Below are 19,843 nucleotides of genomic sequence, written 5' to 3'. Positions count from 1 at the left end.
TTGAAGCGTTTTCTGATGGCCGTTGGTGCACTGTCTCTGTTGATAGCATTCGGGGTAATGTTTTTTATGGATTTTTCAGAAGATAAGCCGCATGTACTCAGCGAATATCCAAATGCTCATTGGAGAGGTGGTGCTGATGGAGGTCAATACATTGAAGTGACTAAGTCAGAACCTCCATATTATTTCGTTCAAGTCAGGCATGAAAGTGGTGAGTTGTGGGATGAAGGATGGCTCAAGTTTGGAGACGAGAATAGCGAGCCACTCACATCTAACAGTGTAATTGCCTTTTCAGGAGAAGGTGTTATTTATCTTCAGCAACGCAAAGTCCTAAGTTCTGAAAAAGCTAAAGCGAAATAACTATGAGCAAATATTGAAAGGCATTCTTGGGTATACGTTGGAAGCTGATGAAAATATCTGAAGCAGGTGAAATTCAAGGCTACCTCGCCTTTGTTGCCGACAGCGACCTGTTCGGCTGGCTGGCCCTGTTGAGCTTTTTTTTACTCGCGGCAGCAATTTTTCCCGCTGCTCGGAATTCGCACCTGCACCGTGTGATGACGTTTTCAGTTCTGGTAGCCATTGTTGCTATCCATGGCTTTGGTTCGTGGTATGGGAATTTGAGGCTTGCATGAGTAGCTACGTTCGTCTCGCCCTATGCCTATTAATCCACGCCCTCGGATGCGTGGCTTATGCATTTTTGAATGACGCGGTTGTGCATGCTTACAGGCTTTTTAACGGCGGATTTACCTCCCATGGTGTCGCCATCGGCATTGCGAGTTACGCACTGTTTTACATTTTTCTGGGCGTCAACCTGATCGTTGCGCTGATTCCAGGTCTGGTCGCCAAGCTGGCCATCCTTTTTCTGATGGTGGGCTTCATCCTGCTCTGGATGCTACCCGACAACCCGTTAAGAGCCCTGTTTTACGGCGTAGCTCAAGGCTGCGTCACGTTGCTGGCGATCCTCACCACTCAAGTCATCGAGTTGCGTTGGGCTTTGCGAAACATCGCAGGTCGCATTCAGCCAAGTCAGCCTGCAGGTGCAATCCAATGACCAGGTCGGACATCCAGCGTAATCCGCAGGACAGTTATTCCATGAGTTCCACTACCAGGCAGGTAACCCGTGTCCTTTAACCACTACTACCAAAGCGAACTCACCGCACTGCGCCAGTTGGGCCGCCGTTTCGCCGAGCGTAGTCCGGCGTTGGCGCCGTTCCTGGGCCAGGCCGGGCGGGATCCGGATGTGGAGCGGTTGCTGGAAGGCTTTGCGTTCCTCACCGGGCGGCTGCGGCAGAAGCTCGATGACGAGCTGCCGGAGCTCAGCCATTCGCTGATGCAGTTGTTGTGGCCGAACTACATGCGCCCGCTGCCGGCGTTCAGCATTCTGCAGTTCGATCCGCTGAAGCGGTCGGGCCCGGCGCTGGTGGTCGAGCGCGATACGCCGATCGAAAGCAAACCGATCGAAGACGTGCGTTGCCGCTTCCGCACCTGCTACCCGACCGAAGTCTTGCCGCTGGATCTGGCCGCGCTGAACTACTCGGTGAAGGGCGACGGCTCGCTGCTCAGCCTGCGTCTGGAAATGAGCGCTGACGGCCATCTCGGTGAGCTGGAACTGAGCAAACTGCGCCTGCACTTTGCCGGCGAGCGCTACATCAGCCAGATGCTCTACCTGAGTCTGCTGCGCAACCTGGAAGGCATCGAGCTGATCCCGCTCGACGGCGCCGGCAAGCCAATCGATGGCGTGGCCGGCAAGCCGATGGCGTTCAAGATTCCGGGTGACCGGGTCAAGCCAGTGGGCTTTGCCGAAGAAGAAGCGTTGATCCCGTATCCGCTGAACACCTTCCGTGGCTATCGCTATCTGCAGGAATACTTCGCCTTCCAGGACAAGTTCCTGTTCGTCGACGTCAACGGTCTGGACATCCTCAAGGCGCTGCCGGAAGACACGCTCAAGCAGATGCGCGGCCTCGAGCTGCGTTTCGATATCCGCAAGAGCGGGATCATGCGCATGCGGCCGACCCTGGATAACGTGAAGCTGTTCTGCACGCCGATTGCCAACCTGTTCGCCCACGACGCCCTGCCGATCCGCCTCGACGGCAAACAGGATGAATACCTGCTGCTGCCGGCGGAATACGATCTGGAAAACTGCGGCGTGTTCTCGGTGGAAACCGTGACTGGCTGGAAGCCCGGCGGCCTCGGTTATCAGGAGTACGTGCCGTTCGAATCCTTCGAGCATGACCCGAGTTTCGACGTGCCCAACAGCCGTCCGCATTACAGCATCCGCCAGCGTTCGTCGTTGCTGCATGACGGCCTCGACACCTACCTGAGCTTCGGCATCCGCCACACCGAAGCCCACGAAACCCTGTCGATCGAGCTGATCTGCACCAACCAGAACCTGCCGCGCAAGCTCAAGCTCGGCGACATCTGCATGGCCTGTGAAGAGACCCCGGAGTTCCTCAGTTTCCGCAACATCACCCCGGCCACGTCGAGCTTTGCGCCGCCGCTGAACCGTGACTTCCTGTGGAAGCTGATCAGCAACATGTCGCTCAACTATCTGTCGCTGGCCGACGTCAACGCGTTGAAGGTGATTCTCGAAACCTACGACCTGCCGCGCTACTACGACCAGCACGCGGAGAAGGTCAGCAAACGCCTGCTCGGCGGCCTCAAGCACATCAAGCACCACCACGTCGACCGGCTGCACCGTGGCTTGCCGGTGCGCGGTCTGCGCACCGAACTGACCATCGACCCGGAAGGGTATATCGGCGAAGGCGACCTGTTCGTTTTCGCCTCGGTTCTTAACGAGTTTTTCGCGCTTTACGCCAGTCTCAATTCGTACCACGAGCTGCGGGTAAAAAGCACACAGGGAGAGGTGTACCAATGGACACCACGTATGGGCCTGCAGCCCCTGCTTTAAGCGGGCTGACCAAGGTAATACGCGAGTACTCGCTGTTTCAGGCCGTGCTGCTGGTGATCGACCGGCTGCGCGAGGCGCACCCGTACCTGAGCGAAGACGATCTGTACGATCAAGTGGAGTTCCAGGCCAACCCGAGCCTGGGCTTTCCGCGCAGCGACGTCGATCGCGTGGAGTTTTTCGAAGAGCACGGGCAGATGCGCGCACGCATGCGTTTCAACCTGATCGGGCTGGTCGGCTCCGGTTCGCCGCTGCCGGCGTTTTACGGCGAGCAGGCTCTGGGCGACAGCGAGGACGGCAACCCGACGCGCAACTTCCTCGACCTGTTCCACCATCGCCTGCAACGGCTGATGCTGCCGATCTGGCGCAAGTATCGCTATCGCGCCAGCTTCCAGAGTGGCGCGATCGACCCGTTCTCGTCGCAGCTGTTCGCCCTGATCGGTCTGGGTGGCGACGAGATCCGCAAGGCCAAGGAACTGAACTGGAAACGCCTGCTGCCGTACCTCGGTTTGCTCAGCTTGCGTGCGCACTCGGCGGCGCTGATCGAAGCCGTGCTGCGTTATTACTTCAAGCACGAAGACCTGGTCATCGAGCAGTGCATCGAGCGTCGCGTGGAGATCCTCGACGAGCAGCGCAACCGCCTCGGTCGCGCCAACAGCCTGCTCGGTGAAGACCTGGTGCTGGGCGAGCAGGTGCGCGACCGCAGCGGCAAATTCCGCATTCACATCACCGAACTCGACTGGGAGCGATTCCACGAATTCCTGCCGATCGGTTTCGGTTACCAGCCGCTGTGCGCGCTGGTGCGGTTCACCTTGCGTGACCCGCTCGATTACGACATTCGCCTGGTGCTGCGCCCGGAAGAAATCCGCGAACTGCGCATTGGTGAGAAGAACGACTGTCGCCTGGGGTGGACCAGTTGGTTGGGCTGCGAAAAAGCAGACGGCGTGGTCACCCTGGGCAGCAAAATTCATTAAGGACGTGAGCCATGATCAACGTAGACCTGCAACAACTCATCCAGGCGCTGGACGCCGAAACCCGTCGCGATCTGGAGCGTTCGGCCGAACGTTGCGTGGCCCGTGGCGGCAGCAAGATCCTCGTCGAAGACCTGTTGCTGGGTCTGCTGGAGCGTCCGAACGGCTTGCTGTCGCGCGCGCTGCAGGATGCGGATGTCGACGCGGGTGAGCTGAGCGCCGCACTGCAATCTCGCGTTGAACACAGCGCCTCGCGCAACCCGGTGTTCGCCCCGGAACTGGTGCAATGGCTGCAAGACGCGCTGCTGGTGGCGAACCTCGAACTGGGCCAGACCCAGGTCGAAGACGCTGCGCTGATCCTCGCGCTGCTGCGCAACCCGATGCGCTACGCCGGCAGCCGTTACCAGCCGCTGCTCGCCAAGCTGAACATCGATCGCCTGAAGGAATTCGCCCTGTCGCAACAGGAGCAACCGGCGGCCAACGGCAAGCCGGCGGCGCAGGGCGAATCGCTGTTGCAGCGCTTCACCCACAACCTGACCCAGCAGGCGCGCGAGGGCAAACTCGACCCGGTGCTGTGCCGCGATGGCGCGATTCGGCAGATGGTCGACATCCTCGCCCGTCGCCGCAAGAACAACCCGATCGTGGTCGGTGAGGCCGGTGTCGGTAAGACCGCCATCGTCGAAGGCCTGGCCTCGCGCATCGCTGCCGGTGAAGTGCCGCAGGTGCTCAAGGGCGTCGAGCTGCTGTCGCTGGACATGGGCCTGCTGCAGGCTGGCGCCAGCGTCAAAGGTGAATTCGAGCGTCGCCTCAAAGGCGTGATCGACGAAGTCAAAGCCTCGCCGAAACCGATCATTCTGTTCATCGACGAAGCCCACACCCTGATCGGCGCGGGCGGCAACGCCGGCGGTTCCGACGCGGCCAACCTGCTGAAACCGGCGCTGGCTCGCGGAGAACTGCGCACCATCGCCGCCACCACCTGGGCCGAGTACAAGAAATACTTCGAGAAGGACCCGGCGCTGGCCCGTCGTTTCCAGCCGGTGCAGTTGCATGAGCCGACTGTCAGCGAAGCGGTGACCATTCTCCGTGGGCTGGCGCAGGTCTACGAGAAGAGCCACGGCATCTACCTGCGGGATGACGCGGTGGTCTCCGCTGCCGAGCTGTCGGCCCGCTATCTGGCCGGTCGCCAACTGCCGGACAAAGCCGTCGACGTCCTCGACACCGCATGTGCCCGCGTGCGCATCAGCCTCGCCGCTGCTCCGGAAAGCCTCGAACGCCTGCGTGGCGAACTGGCTGAAGGTGGCCGTCAACGTCAGGCTCTGCGTCGCGATGCCGAGGCCGGTCTGCTGATCGACCACGAAGCGCTGGATGCGCTGGAAGCGCGGTTGGACGAAGCGGAAAGCGAAATGGTCGCGCTGGAAAGCCTGTGGACTGAACAAAAGCAGTTGGCCGAGCGCCTGCTGGAACTGCGTCAGCAACTGGCCAAGGCCCGTGAAGCTGCCGCTGTCGAGCCGACCGTCAGCGTTGAAGAAGACGCCGAAGGCACGGTGATCGAAACCATCGCCGCCGAGGTCGAGGAAGGCCAGAGCGTTGAAGCGCTGGAAGCCGAACTGCACCAGACCCACAGCGCCCTGACCGCTGCTCAAGTCAAAGAACGTCTGGTCAGCTTCGAAGTCTGCCCGCGTCTGGTGGCCGAAGTGATCAGCGCCTGGACCGGCGTGCCGCTGGCGCAACTGGCCCGCGAGCACAACGCCAAGGTCGCGAGTTTTGCCACCGACCTGCGCACGCGCATCCGTGGTCAGGAACAAGCCGTGCACGCGCTGGATCGCTCGATGCGCGCCACTGCCGCCGGCCTGAACAAACCTGATGCACCGGTCGGCGTGTTCCTGCTGGTCGGCCCGAGCGGCGTCGGCAAGACCGAAACCGCGCTGGCCCTGGCTGACCTGCTGTACGGCGGCGACCGTTTCATCACCACCATCAACATGTCCGAATTCCAGGAGAAGCACACCGTATCGCGTCTGATCGGTGCGCCACCGGGCTACGTCGGTTACGGCGAGGGCGGCATGCTCACCGAAGCGGTGCGCCAGAAGCCGTACTCGGTGGTGCTGCTCGATGAAGTCGAGAAGGCCGATCCGGACGTGCTCAACCTGTTCTACCAAATCTTCGACAAGGGCGTGGCCAACGACGGCGAAGGTCGCGAGATCGACTTCCGCAACACCTTGATCCTGATGACCTCGAACCTCGGTAGCGACAAGATCAGCGACCTCTGCGAAGACGGCGCCCGCCCGACCGCCGAGCTGCTCGAAGAGACCATTCGCCCGGTGCTGAGCAAACACTTCAAACCGGCGCTGCTGGCGCGGATGAAAGTGGTGCCGTACTACCCGGTGGGCGGTCCGGTGTTGCGCGAGCTGATCGAGATCAAACTCGGTCGTCTCGGCGAGCGCCTCAACCGTCGTCAGCTGGATTTCAGCTGGTGCCAGAACCTCGTCGATCACCTGTCCGAGCGCTGCACGCAAAGCGAAAGCGGCGCGCGCCTGATCGACCATCTGCTCGATCAGCATGTGCTGCCGTTGGTAGCCGACCGCCTGCTCGATGCGATGGCCACCGGTGAAAGCCTCAAGCGTGTGCATGCCACGCTCGACGGCAACGCCAGCGTGACGTGCGAGTTCGCCTGAGGTGGGTGTGATGTTCACTCAAGTACCGCAGCCACTGGTCTATGCCGAAGCCTTGCTGGCGCAGTTCGCCAGCCTGTCGCGCGCGGCGGACGGTGCTGCGCTGCTGGGTGACTTCGTGCGTGGGCTGGCCGAACTGAGCGGTTGCGAATTGACCCAGCTGTACCTGCTCGACGCCACCCACACTTGCCTGGGGATGAACGCCGAATGCCTCGACGGCGCGCTGCAACCGCGCGCCGCCACCAGCCTGCCGGCGGACTACAACGGTGAGCAGCTGCTGCAGTTTGCCCTGTGCCAGAACCGCGTGGTCTGCCTCGATGATCTGGGCGCCAGCCTGCACGAAACCAGTTTCCTGCCGGCCACCGCTGGTGCCTGGCAATCGCTGCTGTGCGTGCCGCTGGTCAATCAGCAGAAGGCGGTTGAAGGCCTGTTGCTGTGCGCCAGTCGTCGTCACGTCGACCTGCAAGGCTTCGCCGATTCCCTCGGCCAGCTCGGCTCGTTCGTGCTCGGTCAGTTGCACTTGCTGCAGCGTCTGCGCCAGCCGCCGGCAGAATCGGCCACGGTGGCGCGCAGTGTGCCGAGCATCAACGGCTATGGCCTGATCGGCAAAAGCGCCGCCATGCGCCAGACCCACTCGTTGATCAGCAAAGTCCTGCACAGCCCGTACACCGTGCTGCTGCGCGGTGAGACCGGCACCGGCAAGGAAGTCGTGGCCCGGGCGATTCACGATTGCGGCCCGCGCCGCTCTCAGGCGTTCATCGTGCAGAACTGCGCGGCCGTCCCGGAAAACCTGCTGGAAAGTGAGCTGTTCGGCTATCGCAAAGGCGCTTTCACCGGTGCCGATCGCGACCGCGCGGGGCTGTTCGATGCGGCCAACGGTGGCACGCTGTTGCTCGACGAGATCGGCGACATGCCGCTGTCGCTGCAAGCGAAGATTCTACGGGTGTTGCAGGAGGGCGAGATTCGTCCACTGGGTTCCAACGACACGCACAAAATCGATGTGCGCATCATCGCCGCGACCCACCGCGATCTGTCGACGCTGGTCAGCGAAGGCAAATTCCGCGAGGACTTGTATTACCGCCTCGCGCAATTCCCGATCGAGCTGCCGGCACTGCGTCAGCGCGAAGGCGACATCCTCGAACTGGCTCAGCATTTTGCCGAGAAGACCTGCGCGTATTTGCAGCGTGATCCGGTGCGCTGGTCGAGCGCGGCGCTGGAACACCTGTCCGGTTACACCTTCCCCGGCAACGTGCGCGAACTCAAGGCACTGGTCGAACGCGCGGTGCTGTTGTGCGAGGGCGGCGAGTTGCTGGCCGAGCATTTCTCCCTGCGCATGGAGCCGATGCCCGAAGACCACAGCGGCCTGAATCTGCGCGAACGCCTGGAAAAGGTCGAACGCACGCTGTTGCTCGACTGCCTGCGCAAGAACGACGGCAACCAGACCCTCGCCGCCCGCGAACTGGGCCTGCCGCGCCGCACCCTGCTGTACCGCCTCGGGCGCCTGAATATCAATTTGGGTGACTTCGATGGTTGATCTGAACCTGGCTCTTGCCGTTTGCACAACTCCTGTCTTGAAGGGCTTCTCTGTGGCGAGGGGATTTATCCCCGATCGGCCGCGCAGCAGCCGTAATCCAGCAAACGCGGTTCTCCTGAAAGAACCGGTAATCAGGTTTTGGGGCTGCTTCGCAGCCCATCGGGGACAAGTCCCCTCGCCACAAATTGCTCACTTGCCACAGGAGGTGCGTACGCCTCGGTGGTCTGGCTCAAGGCCCCGATGTAGAGCCTTCGAGACCATTCAAAGAATTAATTTCAGCGCCGCCCGCAAGGGTCGGCGCTTTGTGCTTTGTCTACCCCTGGAGACCCTCTGATGTCTGTTCGTCACTGGAACGCTGTCCTGCTGACCCTCGTCGTTCTATGCGGCCTTGGCGGCTGTAGCGGCAATTACAAATTCAACGACAACGACTATCGCCCGTTGGGTGACCCGCAAGCGGTCAATCGCGGCAAGTGACCGCAAGGAGCATCAAACATGGAACTGGTTTTCGAAATGCTGAACACCAAGCAGTTCGTGCCCACCGAGTTGTGCCAGAAGACCTTCAAACAGGCCGGCGGCGTAATCGGGCGGGGCGAGGACTGCGACTGGATCATTCCTGACCGCAAGCGGCATCTGTCCAATCACCACGCGATTGTCAGCTACCGTGAAGGCACGTTTTTCCTCACCGACACCAGCAGCAACGGGGTCCAGGACGGCGGCAGCGGCGCACGCCTGCACAAGGGCGAGCCGGTGCGCATCGAGCACGGCAGCACCTACGTGCTCGGTGACTTCGAGATTCGTGCGCGGCTGGTGCGTGACCCGGCGACCTTCGACGGTGAGGTCGGCCGTCCGCGTGCCGCCGGCAGCATCATTCCGGACGACGCCTTCCTCGATCTTGATCCGCTGAACGCGATCGAGCAGCAAGAGCGCGTCTATTCGGAAATCGACGAACTGTTGGCCCCGACCGCCAAGCCCGAGGACTCCCGTCAGCGTGCCGACTATGCGCGCATCGACATGGAAAGCCTGATGGTGCCGGAGCTGATCGCCCCGGTTGAGCCCGAGCCAGCTCCGGCCCCGAAAGCCGTCGAGCGTCAGAGCGAAGGTTTCTGGGAGCATTTCGGCGCGGCGCTGGGCGTGGATGTTAAAGGCCTGGATCACGACGCCCGCGAAGCCCTGGCGCTGAACGCCGCGCGTCTGCTGCGCCAGAGCATCGGCGGTTTGCAGCAGAGCCTGCGCACCCGTTCGGAGCTGAAAAACGAACTGCGTCTGGCCCAGACCACCGTGCAAGGCACCAACAAGAACCCGCTGAAATTCGCCGTCGATCCGAGCGAAGCGCTGCAGATTCTGTTGCAGCCGCACAAGCCAGGGCACCTGCCGGCCGAGCAGGCGATCTCCCGTGCATTCCGCGATCTGCAAGCGCATCAGGTCGCGCTGCTCACCGCCAGCCGCGCCGCCGTGCGCGGCACGCTGGAGCACTTCTCGCCAGAGCAGTTGACCCTGCGTTTCGAGCGCGACAACAAGCCGTTAATCGCCACCTCGGGCGGACGCTGGAGAGCGTTCGGCCGTTACCACCAGGCCCTGCGTCAGGACGATGACTGGAGCGAGCGTCTGCTGGCCCGCGATTTCGCCCAGGCCTACGAAGAACAGATCCGCCTGATCTCCACCCTCCACACCGACCACCAAGGATGATGCGCATGTCTCGCCGCTCGACCGCTTTTTTCAAGACGCTGACTGCGCTCACCGTGCTGGTGCTGCTCGCCGGTTGCTCGTCGCTGTCGCCGTACTCGAAAGTGACCAAGATCAATCTGAAGCTGACCGGCAGCGATCAGCTCAACCCGGACCTCAACGGCCGTCCTTCGCCGATCGTCGTGCGCCTGTTCGAACTCAAGCACCCGGTGACCTTCGAGAACGCTGATTTCTTCAGCCTCTACGAGCGCGCCAAGGAATCCCTCAACCCGGATCTGGTGGCCAGCGAAGAACTCGAACTGCGCCCGGGTGAAACCGTGGAAATGAAACTCAGCGTGGAGGAGGGCAGCCGCTACGTCGGTGTCCTCGCTGCGTACCGTGATCTGCCGGAAACCAAGTGGCGCTACACCGTTCAGGTCACGCCGCTGGAGCTGACCGAAGCTGATCTGACCCTCGATCAGGCGGGTATCCGCAACACCCACGAAGCGCTCGCCAAGGCGGATGACTGAACATGAATACCCATAAAGTCATTTGGCAGGAAGGCATGTTGCTGCGGCCGCAGCACTTCCAGCACAACGATCGCTACTACGATCACCAGATGAAAACCCGCACCCAGTTGCTGGGTGGCTACACCTGGGGTTTCCTCAATCTGGAGATCGACCTGCAGTTCCTCAACATGGGCAAACTGGTGATCAGTGCCGCCTCGGGGATCCTGCCGGACGGCAGCCTGTTCGAACTCGGCGGCAACACCGAGCCGCTGGCGCTGGACGTGCCGCCGAACACCGGTAACACGCCGATTTACCTGGCGCTGCCGTTGGTCACCGGTAACCACATCGAAGCGCGCCGCCCGGAGCAGTCCGACGTGCTCGCACGTTACACCGCGTACGACGCCGAAGTGGCCGACTCCAACGCCGGCGACGATTCCGCCAGCCAGGTCAGCTGTGGTCGCCCGGACTTCAAACTGTTGCTCGGCGAGCAGCAGAGCGATCAGGCCTACGTGAAGTTGAAGATCTGCGACGTGCTCGACACCACGCCGGACGGCGTGATCAGCCTCGACCCGGATTTCGTGCCGACCTACATCCAGGCCCACGCGTCCAGCTATCTGCTGTCGTGCCTGAAAGAAGTCATCAGCATGCTCAACCACCGGGGCGACACGATTGCCGAGCGGATCCGCTCCAACGGCAAGGTCGGCGGCGCGGAAGTCGGTGACTTCATGATGCTGCAACTGATCAACCGTACCGAACTGCTGCTGCGCCACTACCTCGGTCTGGAGCAGGTGCACCCGGAAGAGTTGTACCGCACGCTGCTGACCATGCTCGGTGATCTGGCGACCTTCTCCAGCGACAGCAAGCGCCCGCGTCTGGACAGCCGCTATTCCCACGCCGATCAGGGCGCGAGCTTCCGCAAACTGATGGAAGCGATTCGTCAGGTGCTGTCGATGGTGCTGGAACAGCACGCCATCGAGTTGATCCTGCAAGCGCGTCAGTACGGCATCATCGTGTCGCCGTTGCACGACCACAAACTGCTCGGCTCGGCATCGTTCGTGCTGGCGGCAAGTGCCAACTGCGACTCCGAAGAACTGCGCCACCGCTTGCCGGCGCACCTCAAGGTCGGCCCGGTGGAGCGTATCCGCCAACTGGTCAACCTGCACTTGCCGGGGATCAAGGTCAAACCGTTGCCGGTGGCCCCGCGGCAGATCGCGTTCCACTCGAACAAAACCTACTTCATCCTCGAACTCAGTTCCGAAGACCTGGCGCAACTCGAGCGCTCCGGCGGCTTCGCGTTCCACGTGTCCGGCGAATTCGCCGAGCTTGAACTGAAATTCTGGGCCATCAGGAACTGACCGACATGATCAAGGAAACGGATTACAACCAGGACGACAAAACCGTCCTGCTCGATCGTCAGGGCCACGGACCGGCAGCCAGTCCGCTGACCGACTTCGCCGCGCCGCCGCGCTTCGAGCAACTGGAAGAACGGATGATCTACGCCGCGCGCCTGCGCCCGGCGGAGGCGTTCAACATCAGCCTGAATTCGCTGGTGGCGGCGTCGTCCGAACTGCTCTCGGAAGTGGTGCGCCTCAAGCACAGCGAAACCCGCGAAGACCTCTACGCGCTCAACGAGCGCCTGACCGCCGGGCTCAAGCTGTTTGAAGTGCGCGCGTTGCACAACGGCGCCGAAAGCAGCCAGGTGATGGCCGCGCGTTACGTGCTCTGCACCGTGGTCGACGAAGCTGTGGTGACCACGCCGTGGGGCAACGAAAGCGAGTGGTCGCAGATGAGCCTGCTCAGCAGCTTCCATAACGAGACGTTCGGTGGCGAGAAGTTCTTCCAGCTGCTCGATCGGCTGTCGAAGAACCCGGTCAAACACCTGCCGATGCTCGAGCTGATGTACCTGTGCCTGTCCCTTGGTTTCGAAGGCAAGTACCGCGTGCAGGCCCGTGGCATGCTTGAGCTTGAAGGCATCCGCGACGCCCTGTACCGGCAGATCCGTCAGTTGCGTGGCGACGTGCCGCGCGAGTTGTCGCCGCACTGGGAAGGCCTCAACGACCAGCGCCGCAACCTGGTGCGCATCGTGCCGGCGTGGATGGTGGTGCTGTTCACGCTGGTCTGCCTGGTGGTGATGTATTCGGGCTTCGCCTGGGTCCTGGGCGAGCAGCGCGACACCGTTCTGCAACCTTATCAGCCGCTTGATCCGGCCGCGGTGCAACCGCAGTCGCAGCCGTAAACAGGGACGTGTGATGAAAAAGTTTTTCAAGAAAGTCGGCGCCTTCCTGCGCCAGACCTGGGTCTGGACTCTGCTGCTGGTGCTGTTCGTGGCGCTGCTGGTGTGGTTCGTCGGCCCGTTGTTGGCGGTGGATGACTACAAGTTCTGGGAAAGCGCGACCTCGCGTCTGCTGACCATCGCCGTGTTGTTCCTGATCTGGGGCCTGACCATGGTCTTCGTCAGCTGGCGCGCGGGCATCCGCAAGAAAGCCGTCGAAGAAACCGAAGATGGCCAGGATCGCATCCGTCGTGACGAGCTGATCGAAGAAGAGCAGAAAGAGTTGAAGGCGCGCTTCAAGGACGCGCTGAAAACCCTGAAGACTTCGAGCCTGTATCGCGGCCGCAGCGAACGCTGGCGCAACGACTTGCCGTGGTACCTGCTGATCGGTCCGCAGGCTTCCGGCAAGACCAGTCTGCTGGACTTCTCCGGGCTGGAATTCCCGATCAACAAGATCGACCGCAAGCTGACCCGCGACACCCTCGGCACCCGTCATTGCGACTGGTATTTCGCCGATCACGGTGTGCTGATCGACACCGCCGGGCGCTACACCACCCAGCCGGACGCGGAAGTCGACGGCAATGCCTGGACTACCTTGCTCGAACTGCTGCGCAAGCGTCGTCGTGGGCGTCCGTTGAACGGTGTGCTGGTGACCATTCCGGTGGAATCGCTGATCGGTGGCAGCGAGCAGGACATCGACACCCTGGCGCGCCAGGTGCGCGGCCGTCTGCAAGACGTCTATCAGAAACTGCACGTCGATGTGCCGGTGTATCTGGTGCTGAGCAAGGCGGACAAGCTGCTCGGTTTCGACGAGTTCTTCGATCAACTGACCCGCGAAGAAAGCGATCAGGTGCTGGGTACCAGTTTCCGCAAGGATCAGGTCGGCACCGACGTCGCGGTACTGCGCGGCGAGTTCGAAGAACTGCTGCGGCGCCTGAACAATCAGGTGATCATGCGCATGCACTCCGAGCGCGATACCCAGCGCCGTGGCCGCATCCTCGACTTCCCGCATCAACTGGGGCAGATCGGCGAGCGCCTGTGCCTGTTCGTCGACATGGCGTTCACTGGCAACCGCTACCAGCGCGCGTCGCTGCTGCGGGGTTTCTACCTGACCAGTGCTCCGCACCTGACGCAGGAAATGGACGCAACCACCGCCGGCATCGGCGCCAACCTCGGCATGAATGCCGGCGTGCTGCCGACCCTGCGCAGTGGCCGTTCGCGCTTCATCCATCATCTGTTCAGTCGGGTGATTTTCCCCGAGTCGGATCTGGCCGGCCTCGACAAACGCGAGCGCAGCCGCATCCATTGGGGTCAGCGTGCGTTGTACGTTGGCGCACTGGCGGCATTGGCGCTGTTCGGCATGCTCTGGGCCGGTGGTTTCTCGGCCAACTATGAGCGTCTGGAAAACCTGCGCACGCTGGCGCAGAACTGGACTCAGCAGCGTTCGTCGCTGACCCCGCGTGATGACGCGATGGGCGTGCTGAAAACCCTCGACACCAGCTACGCCGCGACTCAGGTGTTCCCGAAAAAAGGCGACGTTTCGTACCACGAGCGTGGCGGCCTGTATCAGGGCGAAGACGTCAATCCGGTGGTCAAGCAAGCGTACGAGCATGAGCTCGAAGCACAATTGCTGCCACGGGTCGCGACGATGCTCGAAGGGCAGATCCGCGCCAACATGAAGGACCGCGACAAGCTGCTCAACAGCCTGCGTGCGTACCTGATGCTGAACATGAAAGACCGTCGTGACGCCGTGTGGCTCAAGGACTGGGTCGCCACTGACTGGTCGCAGCGCTACACCGGCAACACCGCGGTGCAGAATGGTCTGAACACCCACCTTGAGCGCCTGCTGAAGCAGCCGTTCATCTACCCGCTGAACGATCAACTGGTGACTCAGGCACGTCAGGTGCTGCGCGCCGAATCGCTGGCTACCGTGGTGTACCGCATGCTCCGCGAGCAGGCGCGCAACCTGCCGGAATACCGTTTCAGCCAACACCTCGGCCCGCAGGGCTCGCTGTTCATCGGCACCGAATATGTGATCCCGGGCTTCTACACCCAGCAGGGTTATCAGCAGTACTTCTCGGTGCAGGGTTCGGCGCTGGTCACCGACATCCTGCGTGACAACTGGGTGCTGGGCGAAGGCGCGGGCATCAGCGACATGGACTTGCGTCGCCTGATGGTCGAACTGGAGCAACTGTACTTCCGCGACTACGCCAACTACTGGAGCGAAGCCGTTGGCCAGGTGGCCTTGCCGCCGATCAGCGACGCCGGTGAAGGCGCCGAGCAACTGGCGGGCCTGACTTCAGCCAACTCGCCGGTGCTGGCGTTGCTCACTGAAGTGCGCGAGAACACGCGCTTCCCGGCCGCCGCCGATCCGGTGGATGAAGCCGGTGATGCCGCCGATGCACTGGCCGGGCAGAAGGGCAAACTGGGCAAGGTCGGCAAACTGGCCTCGGCTGTCGCCGACAAGGCTTCGGCGATGGCCGTGGCGAAAAGCCTGCCGGACACCGCGAAGAAGTCGCTGCAACGCCGCTTCGAGCCGCTGCACCGTTTGCTCGATGACAACAACGGCCCGGCCGCTGACCTGACCCCGGCCATCAGCGCGCTCAACGACCTGCAACTGCAACTGTCCGGTCTGGCCCGTTCCAGCACGCCGGAACAAGCCGCGTTCGAAATGGCGAAAACCCGCATGAGCGGCCAGCGTGATGCGCTGACCAACCTGCGTGCAGCCTCGGGTCGCCTGCCGCGTCCGCTGAGCGTGTGGTTCAACGTGCTGGCCGAAGACTCGTGGCGCCTGGTGCTTAACGACGCTTACCAATACCTGAACGGCCGTTATCAGAACGAGCTGTACAGCGTGTATGGCAAAACCATCAGCAAGCGTTATCCGTTCAGCGCCAGCAGCACCAGCGACGTGGCGATCAGCGACTTCCGCGAGTTCTTCCGCGCTCAAGGCACCGTCGACCGCTTCTTCGACAGCTACATGCGTCCGTTCGTCAGCGGTGATCCGGGCAACTACCGGATGCGCAGCGTCGACGGTCACAGCCTGCCGGTATCGAAGATGTACCTCGACCAGATGGCCGCAGCCCTGACCATTCGCCAGAGCTTCTTCTCGATCAACCCGGCCGAGCCGACCGTGCAGTTCAAACTGGAGCCGTACACCCTCGATCCGGCGGTGAGCCGTTCCGAGTTCAAGTTCGGCGACAAGACCATGGAGTACCGCCACGGTCCGATCCTGCCAATGACGTTCAAGTGGCCGACCGATGCTGAAGACGGTCGCACCAGCCTGGTGATGGACAAGATGGCGGGGCGTCCGATCGGCATCGAGAAGAACTCCGGCCCATGGTCGCTGTTCCGTCTGTTCGACCTGATGCAGACCGAGTACCTGACCGGTCGCGACGTGCTGGTGCTCAAAGCCGACGTGGGTGGCCTGCGCGCCAACTACCTGCTGACCAGCCAACGCACGCCGAACCCGTTCGACATGGGCGTGCTGCGTACCTTCCGTATGCCGGTGCAGCTCTGATGCTGGTGGCCAGTCCCTGGCGCAGCGCGGCGCGTACCGACCCGGGCAAGGTGCGGGCGCGCAACGAAGATGCCTTCCTCGACTCGCCACAGCAGGGGCTGTGGGTGGTCGCGGACGGCATGGGCGGTCATCAGGGTGGCGACATCGCCAGCCAGTTGATCGTCGCCAGCCTGGCTGAACTGCCGCAACACGAGGACTTCGACGAACGCCTCAAAGCCATTCGCCAGTGCCTGCACTGGCTGAACCGGCGTTTGGGGCAGGAATTGACGGTCACCGCCGGGCGTCACGACAGCATCATGGGCAGCACCGTCGTGGCGCTGCTGGTGGAGGGCAATCGCGCGGCCTGCATCTGGGCTGGCGACAGCCGTTGCTATATGTGGCGTGGGCAGCGGCTGTATCAGCTGTCCAAGGATCATTCGCTGCAACAGCAACTGATCGACGAGCAACAGATGAGCGTCGAACAGGCGGCAGCGCACCCGGCGGCTCAGGCCTTGACCCGCGCCGTCGGTGCCGCCGAACAGCTGACCCTGGATGTCCTCGAACTCGAGGTCTATCCGGGCGATGCGTTTTTGCTGTGCAGCGATGGTTTGTATCAGGGCCTGAGCAGCGATGCCCTGGGCAACGCCCTCAGCCTCAGCGCGCCGCATGTGGCGCTGGAACGTCTGTTCGACGGCGCCCTGCGTGGCGCCGCCCGGGACAACCTGACTGCCGTGGTGATCCGCCAATGACTGAAATCGAATCCTCAGTCGATGACTTGCTGATGAGCGAAGAGCAGGCCAGCAACCTGACCTACTTCGCCTTCGCCAAGGCAAACAACGCCGAGCCGTTGCTGGCGCCGACCAAGGCCAGCATCGGTGCATTGCCGGACGTACTCGCCGGCCGTTACCACCTCGAGCGTCTGCTCGGGGCGGGCGGCATGGGTGCGGTCTATCGGGCACGGGATCTGCTGCACGAACAGTTCGGCGATCCCGACCCTTACATTGCGCTGAAAATCCTCAGCGAAGAATTTGCCGAATCGCCGGACGCCAGTGCCTTGCTTTACAGCGAGTTCGCCCTGACCCGACGCCTGCGCCACGACAACGTCGTGCGTGCGCACACTTTTGAAGTCGACACCGACTGCCAGCGGGCCTTCATCACCATGGAATACATGCGTGGCCTGACCCTGGACAAATTGCTCTGCGAGCGGCCCCTCGGCCTGCCGTGGAAAGAAACGCGCGACATCGCGCTGCCGCTGCTCGATACGCTGGCCTACGCCCACCGTCGCGGCGTGCTGCACGGTGACATGAAACCGAGCAACGTCATGCTCAGCGAAGACGGCCTGCGCCTGTTCGACTTCGGTCTCGGTCAGGCAGACGAGGGCGTGTTGCCCGGCCTGCCGCACCTGAGCCGCGAGCGTTTCAACGCCTGGACCCCGGGCTACGCCGCCCCCGAACTGCTTGAGGGCCAACCGTTGTCGGCCAGCGCGGACGTGTACGGCGTGGCCTGCGTGATCTATGAACTGGCGAGCGGCAAACACCCGTTCCGCCGCTTGCCCTCGACCCAGGCCCGCGACGAGCACCTGGAGCGCGAGCTGCAAGCCCCGGCGAACTTACCGAAACACGGCTGGCCAGCGCTGCGAACCGCGCTGAGCTTCAATGCGGCAGAACGCACCATCACTGCCGACCAATTGCGTGACGCCTTGGGCGCCACTTCGTCCTGGCTGCAACGGTTGCGACTTCGGGCGTAACGGACGACATTCGAACAGGGAGCGCTTTATGTTCAACCCAGCTAACGAAACCCACTTCAGCCTCAAGGTCGAAGACTACGTGGGCGACCTGCAAGTGCTGTCGTTCACCGGCACTGAAGGCATCAGCCAGCCGTTTCGTTTCGACCTCGAACTGGTCAGCGAAAACCCCGATCTGGACCTGGAAAAACTCCTGCACAAGCAGGCGTTCCTCGCGTTCGATCCACAGGGCTCGGGCATCCACGGGCAGATCTACCGCGTCGCCCAGGGCGATGCCGGCAAGCGCCTGACCCGCTACAAGGTCTCGCTGGTGCCGCAGCTGCAATACCTGCATCACCGCACCAACCAGCGCATCTACCAGCAGATGTCGGCGCCGAAAATCATCGCGCTGATCCTCGACGAACACGGGATCAAGGGCAACGCCTACAGCTTCCAACTGAGCCAGCCGTGCCCGGATCGCGACTACTGCGTGCAGTACGACGAAACCGACCTGCACTTCGTCCAGCGCCTGTGCGAAGAGGAGGGTATTCACTACCACTTCCAGCACAGCGAAAAGGCTCACCTGCTGGTGTTCGGCGACGACCAGACCGTGTTCCCCGACCTCGGCCAGCCGACCGCCTACATACAGGGCAGCGGCATGGTCGCCGAAGAACCGGTGATCAAAGGCTTCAAAATGCGCCTGGAAACCCGCACCAGCCGCACCACGCGCCGCGATTACGACTTTGAAAAACCGCGCTTGCAAATGGAAGCCGCGTACAAACCCGATGGCGAGAGCACTGAACCGGATCTCGAAGACTACGACTACCCGGGCCGATTCATCGACCGCGCGCGCGGCAAGCTCCTCAGCCAGCGCGCCCTCGAACGCCATCGCGCCGACTACCGCCAGGCCGAAGGTCGCGGCGACCAGACCAAACTGGTCAGCGGCCACTTCATGGCCCTGTCCGACCACCCGCGCAGCGAGTGGAACGACCTGTGGCTGCTCACCGAAATCTTCCACGAAGGCAAACAGCCGCAAGTCCTCGAAGAAGGCGTGACCAGCGACACCACCGACAATAAGGACGACTTCCACCAGGGCTACCGCAACACCTTCCTCGCCACCCCGTGGGACGTGTTCTACCGCCCGGCCCTCGAGCACCCCAAACCGCGGGTGCTCGGCAGCCAGACCGCCATGGTCACCGGCCCCAAAGGCGAAGAAATCCACTGCGACCAATACGGCCGCATCAAAGTCCAGTTCCACTGGGACCGCGAAGGCTTGGCCGACGACAAAACCAGCTGCTGGCTGCGCGTCTCCAGCTCCTGGGCCGGCGACCGCTACGGCGCGATCAGCATCCCGCGCATCGGCATGGAAGTCCTCGTCACCTTCCTCGAAGGCGACCCCGACCAACCCCTCGTCACCGGCTGCCTGTACCACAAGGAAAACCCGGTGCCGTACGCCCTGCCGGCAAACAAAACCCGCAGCGTGTTCAAGACCCTTAGCTCCCCGGGTGGCGGCGGTTACAACGAACTGCGCATTGAAGACAAAAAGGGTGCGGAGCAGATCTACATCCACGCCCAGCGCGACTGGGACGAAAACATCGAGCACGACCAGAAAATCCGCGTCGGCAACGAACGTCATGACACGGTGGTGAAGAACACCTACACCGAGCTGAAGGCCGAAGAACATCGCACCACGATTTCCGACCGCAAGGTTGAAGCGAAGCTGGATGACCACCTGACGGTTGGGCAGAACCAGCATGTGAAGCTGGGCACGGCACAACTGACCAGCGTGGGGAAAGAGATTCACCTCAAGGCTGGGGACAAGATTGTTATCGAGGCGGGGACGGAGCTGACCATCCTGGGGGGTGGGAGCTTTATCAAGCTTGATGGTGGTGGTGTGACCGTGGTTGGGCCGGTGGTGAAGATTAATGCCGGGGGCTCGCCGGGGAATGGCACCGGGATCGGGATTAAACCGCCGGTGCTGCCGGGGGCGGCGGATAAGGATAAGGCGGGGAGTTTGATGGATCAGGCGTTGGGGAATGCGGTGCCTGAGAAGGTTAAGCCGAAGGCTTTTTTTGTGTTTTCTGAGTGATGAGTTCGTGATGACA

General features: G+C 62.1%; 16 protein-coding genes. All 16 read left to right on the top strand.

What is annotated here, in order from left to right:
* The gene (locus tag KCG87_RS02425; protein ID WP_225136803.1) at positions 1-357 is read left to right on the top strand and encodes a hypothetical protein; all 357 of its coding nucleotides are present in this window, start codon (positions 1-3) and stop codon (positions 355-357) included.
* 47 nt (positions 358-404) lie between these two features.
* Positions 405-629 carry a hypothetical protein gene (locus KCG87_RS02420; RefSeq protein WP_134785012.1) on the top strand — a complete coding sequence of 75 codons (225 nt, stop codon included), beginning with the start codon at positions 405-407 and terminating at the stop codon, positions 627-629.
* Entirely contained in the window at positions 626-1,048 is a 423-nt protein-coding gene (locus KCG87_RS02415) for a hypothetical protein (RefSeq protein ID WP_027610383.1), read from the top strand. Before KCG87_RS02420 ends, KCG87_RS02415 begins: the two co-directional genes overlap by 4 nt.
* A gap of 69 nt (positions 1,049-1,117) precedes the next feature.
* The gene (tssF, locus tag KCG87_RS02410; RefSeq protein WP_007962320.1) at positions 1,118-2,905 is read left to right on the top strand and encodes a type VI secretion system baseplate subunit TssF; all 1,788 of its coding nucleotides are present in this window, start codon (positions 1,118-1,120) and stop codon (positions 2,903-2,905) included.
* Entirely contained in the window at positions 2,869-3,876 is a 1,008-nt protein-coding gene (tssG, locus tag KCG87_RS02405) for a type VI secretion system baseplate subunit TssG (protein ID WP_003229570.1), read from the top strand. Before tssF ends, tssG begins: the two co-directional genes overlap by 37 nt.
* 11 nt (positions 3,877-3,887) lie before the next feature.
* Entirely contained in the window at positions 3,888-6,545 is a 2,658-nt protein-coding gene (gene tssH / locus KCG87_RS02400; RefSeq protein ID WP_098966305.1) for a type VI secretion system ATPase TssH, read from the top strand.
* Positions 6,546-6,555: 10 nt separating this feature from the next.
* Positions 6,556-8,076, top strand: a complete 1,521-nt coding sequence (locus KCG87_RS02395; RefSeq protein WP_097089472.1) for a sigma 54-interacting transcriptional regulator — start codon at positions 6,556-6,558, stop codon at positions 8,074-8,076.
* Positions 8,077-8,409: 333 nt separating this feature from the next.
* Positions 8,410-8,550 carry a type VI secretion protein gene (locus KCG87_RS02390; RefSeq protein ID WP_095137719.1) on the top strand — a complete coding sequence of 47 codons (141 nt, stop codon included), beginning with the start codon at positions 8,410-8,412 and terminating at the stop codon, positions 8,548-8,550.
* An 18-nt stretch (positions 8,551-8,568) separates the two neighbouring features.
* Positions 8,569-9,762, top strand: a complete 1,194-nt coding sequence (tagH, locus tag KCG87_RS02385; protein WP_134785008.1) for a type VI secretion system-associated FHA domain protein TagH — start codon at positions 8,569-8,571, stop codon at positions 9,760-9,762.
* A 5-nt stretch (positions 9,763-9,767) separates the two neighbouring features.
* On the top strand, positions 9,768-10,268 hold the full coding sequence (gene tssJ / locus KCG87_RS02380; protein ID WP_007962325.1) for a type VI secretion system lipoprotein TssJ: 501 nt from the start codon (positions 9,768-9,770) through the stop codon (positions 10,266-10,268).
* A gap of 2 nt (positions 10,269-10,270) precedes the next feature.
* Positions 10,271-11,602 carry a type VI secretion system baseplate subunit TssK gene (gene tssK / locus KCG87_RS02375; protein ID WP_007962327.1) on the top strand — a complete coding sequence of 444 codons (1,332 nt, stop codon included), beginning with the start codon at positions 10,271-10,273 and terminating at the stop codon, positions 11,600-11,602.
* A 5-nt stretch (positions 11,603-11,607) separates the two neighbouring features.
* Positions 11,608-12,483, top strand: a complete 876-nt coding sequence (gene icmH, locus KCG87_RS02370) for a type IVB secretion system protein IcmH/DotU (RefSeq protein WP_003229559.1) — start codon at positions 11,608-11,610, stop codon at positions 12,481-12,483.
* Positions 12,484-12,496: 13 nt separating this feature from the next.
* Positions 12,497-16,036, top strand: a complete 3,540-nt coding sequence (gene tssM / locus KCG87_RS02365) for a type VI secretion system membrane subunit TssM (RefSeq protein ID WP_210556299.1) — start codon at positions 12,497-12,499, stop codon at positions 16,034-16,036.
* A complete protein-coding gene (locus KCG87_RS02360; protein WP_027610389.1) occupies positions 16,036-16,764 on the top strand; it encodes a PP2C family serine/threonine-protein phosphatase in 729 nt (242 codons plus the stop codon). The genes tssM and KCG87_RS02360 overlap by 1 nt, the downstream gene beginning before the upstream one ends.
* The gene (locus KCG87_RS02355; RefSeq protein WP_027610390.1) at positions 16,761-17,762 is read left to right on the top strand and encodes a serine/threonine-protein kinase; all 1,002 of its coding nucleotides are present in this window, start codon (positions 16,761-16,763) and stop codon (positions 17,760-17,762) included. Before KCG87_RS02360 ends, KCG87_RS02355 begins: the two co-directional genes overlap by 4 nt.
* A gap of 28 nt (positions 17,763-17,790) precedes the next feature.
* A complete protein-coding gene (locus KCG87_RS02350; protein WP_210556300.1) occupies positions 17,791-19,827 on the top strand; it encodes a type VI secretion system tip protein VgrG in 2,037 nt (678 codons plus the stop codon).
* Positions 19,828-19,843: the final 16 nt, after the last annotated feature.

Origin of the sequence: Pseudomonas sp. MWU347 (assembly GCF_017947305.1) — a bacterium.
GTDB classification, from domain to species: domain Bacteria; phylum Pseudomonadota; class Gammaproteobacteria; order Pseudomonadales; family Pseudomonadaceae; genus Aquipseudomonas; species Aquipseudomonas putida_A.
This window is presented reverse-complemented; position numbering and strand designations above follow the sequence as displayed.

Coding starts and splice junctions, on each gene's coding strand:
- KCG87_RS02415 (WP_027610383.1), top strand. CDS start 626: ATGAGTAGCTACGTTCGTCTCGCCCTATGCCTATTAATCCACGCCCTC.
- icmH (WP_003229559.1), top strand. CDS start 11,608: ATGATCAAGGAAACGGATTACAACCAGGACGACAAAACCGTCCTGCTC.
- tagH (WP_134785008.1), top strand. CDS start 8,569: ATGGAACTGGTTTTCGAAATGCTGAACACCAAGCAGTTCGTGCCCACC.
- tssH (WP_098966305.1), top strand. CDS start 3,888: ATGATCAACGTAGACCTGCAACAACTCATCCAGGCGCTGGACGCCGAA.
- tssG (WP_003229570.1), top strand. CDS start 2,869: ATGGACACCACGTATGGGCCTGCAGCCCCTGCTTTAAGCGGGCTGACC.
- tssJ (WP_007962325.1), top strand. CDS start 9,768: ATGTCTCGCCGCTCGACCGCTTTTTTCAAGACGCTGACTGCGCTCACC.
- tssM (WP_210556299.1), top strand. CDS start 12,497: ATGAAAAAGTTTTTCAAGAAAGTCGGCGCCTTCCTGCGCCAGACCTGG.
- tssK (WP_007962327.1), top strand. CDS start 10,271: ATGAATACCCATAAAGTCATTTGGCAGGAAGGCATGTTGCTGCGGCCG.
- KCG87_RS02395 (WP_097089472.1), top strand. CDS start 6,556: ATGTTCACTCAAGTACCGCAGCCACTGGTCTATGCCGAAGCCTTGCTG.
- KCG87_RS02390 (WP_095137719.1), top strand. CDS start 8,410: ATGTCTGTTCGTCACTGGAACGCTGTCCTGCTGACCCTCGTCGTTCTA.
- KCG87_RS02360 (WP_027610389.1), top strand. CDS start 16,036: ATGCTGGTGGCCAGTCCCTGGCGCAGCGCGGCGCGTACCGACCCGGGC.
- KCG87_RS02350 (WP_210556300.1), top strand. CDS start 17,791: ATGTTCAACCCAGCTAACGAAACCCACTTCAGCCTCAAGGTCGAAGAC.
- KCG87_RS02420 (WP_134785012.1), top strand. CDS start 405: ATGAAAATATCTGAAGCAGGTGAAATTCAAGGCTACCTCGCCTTTGTT.
- KCG87_RS02355 (WP_027610390.1), top strand. CDS start 16,761: ATGACTGAAATCGAATCCTCAGTCGATGACTTGCTGATGAGCGAAGAG.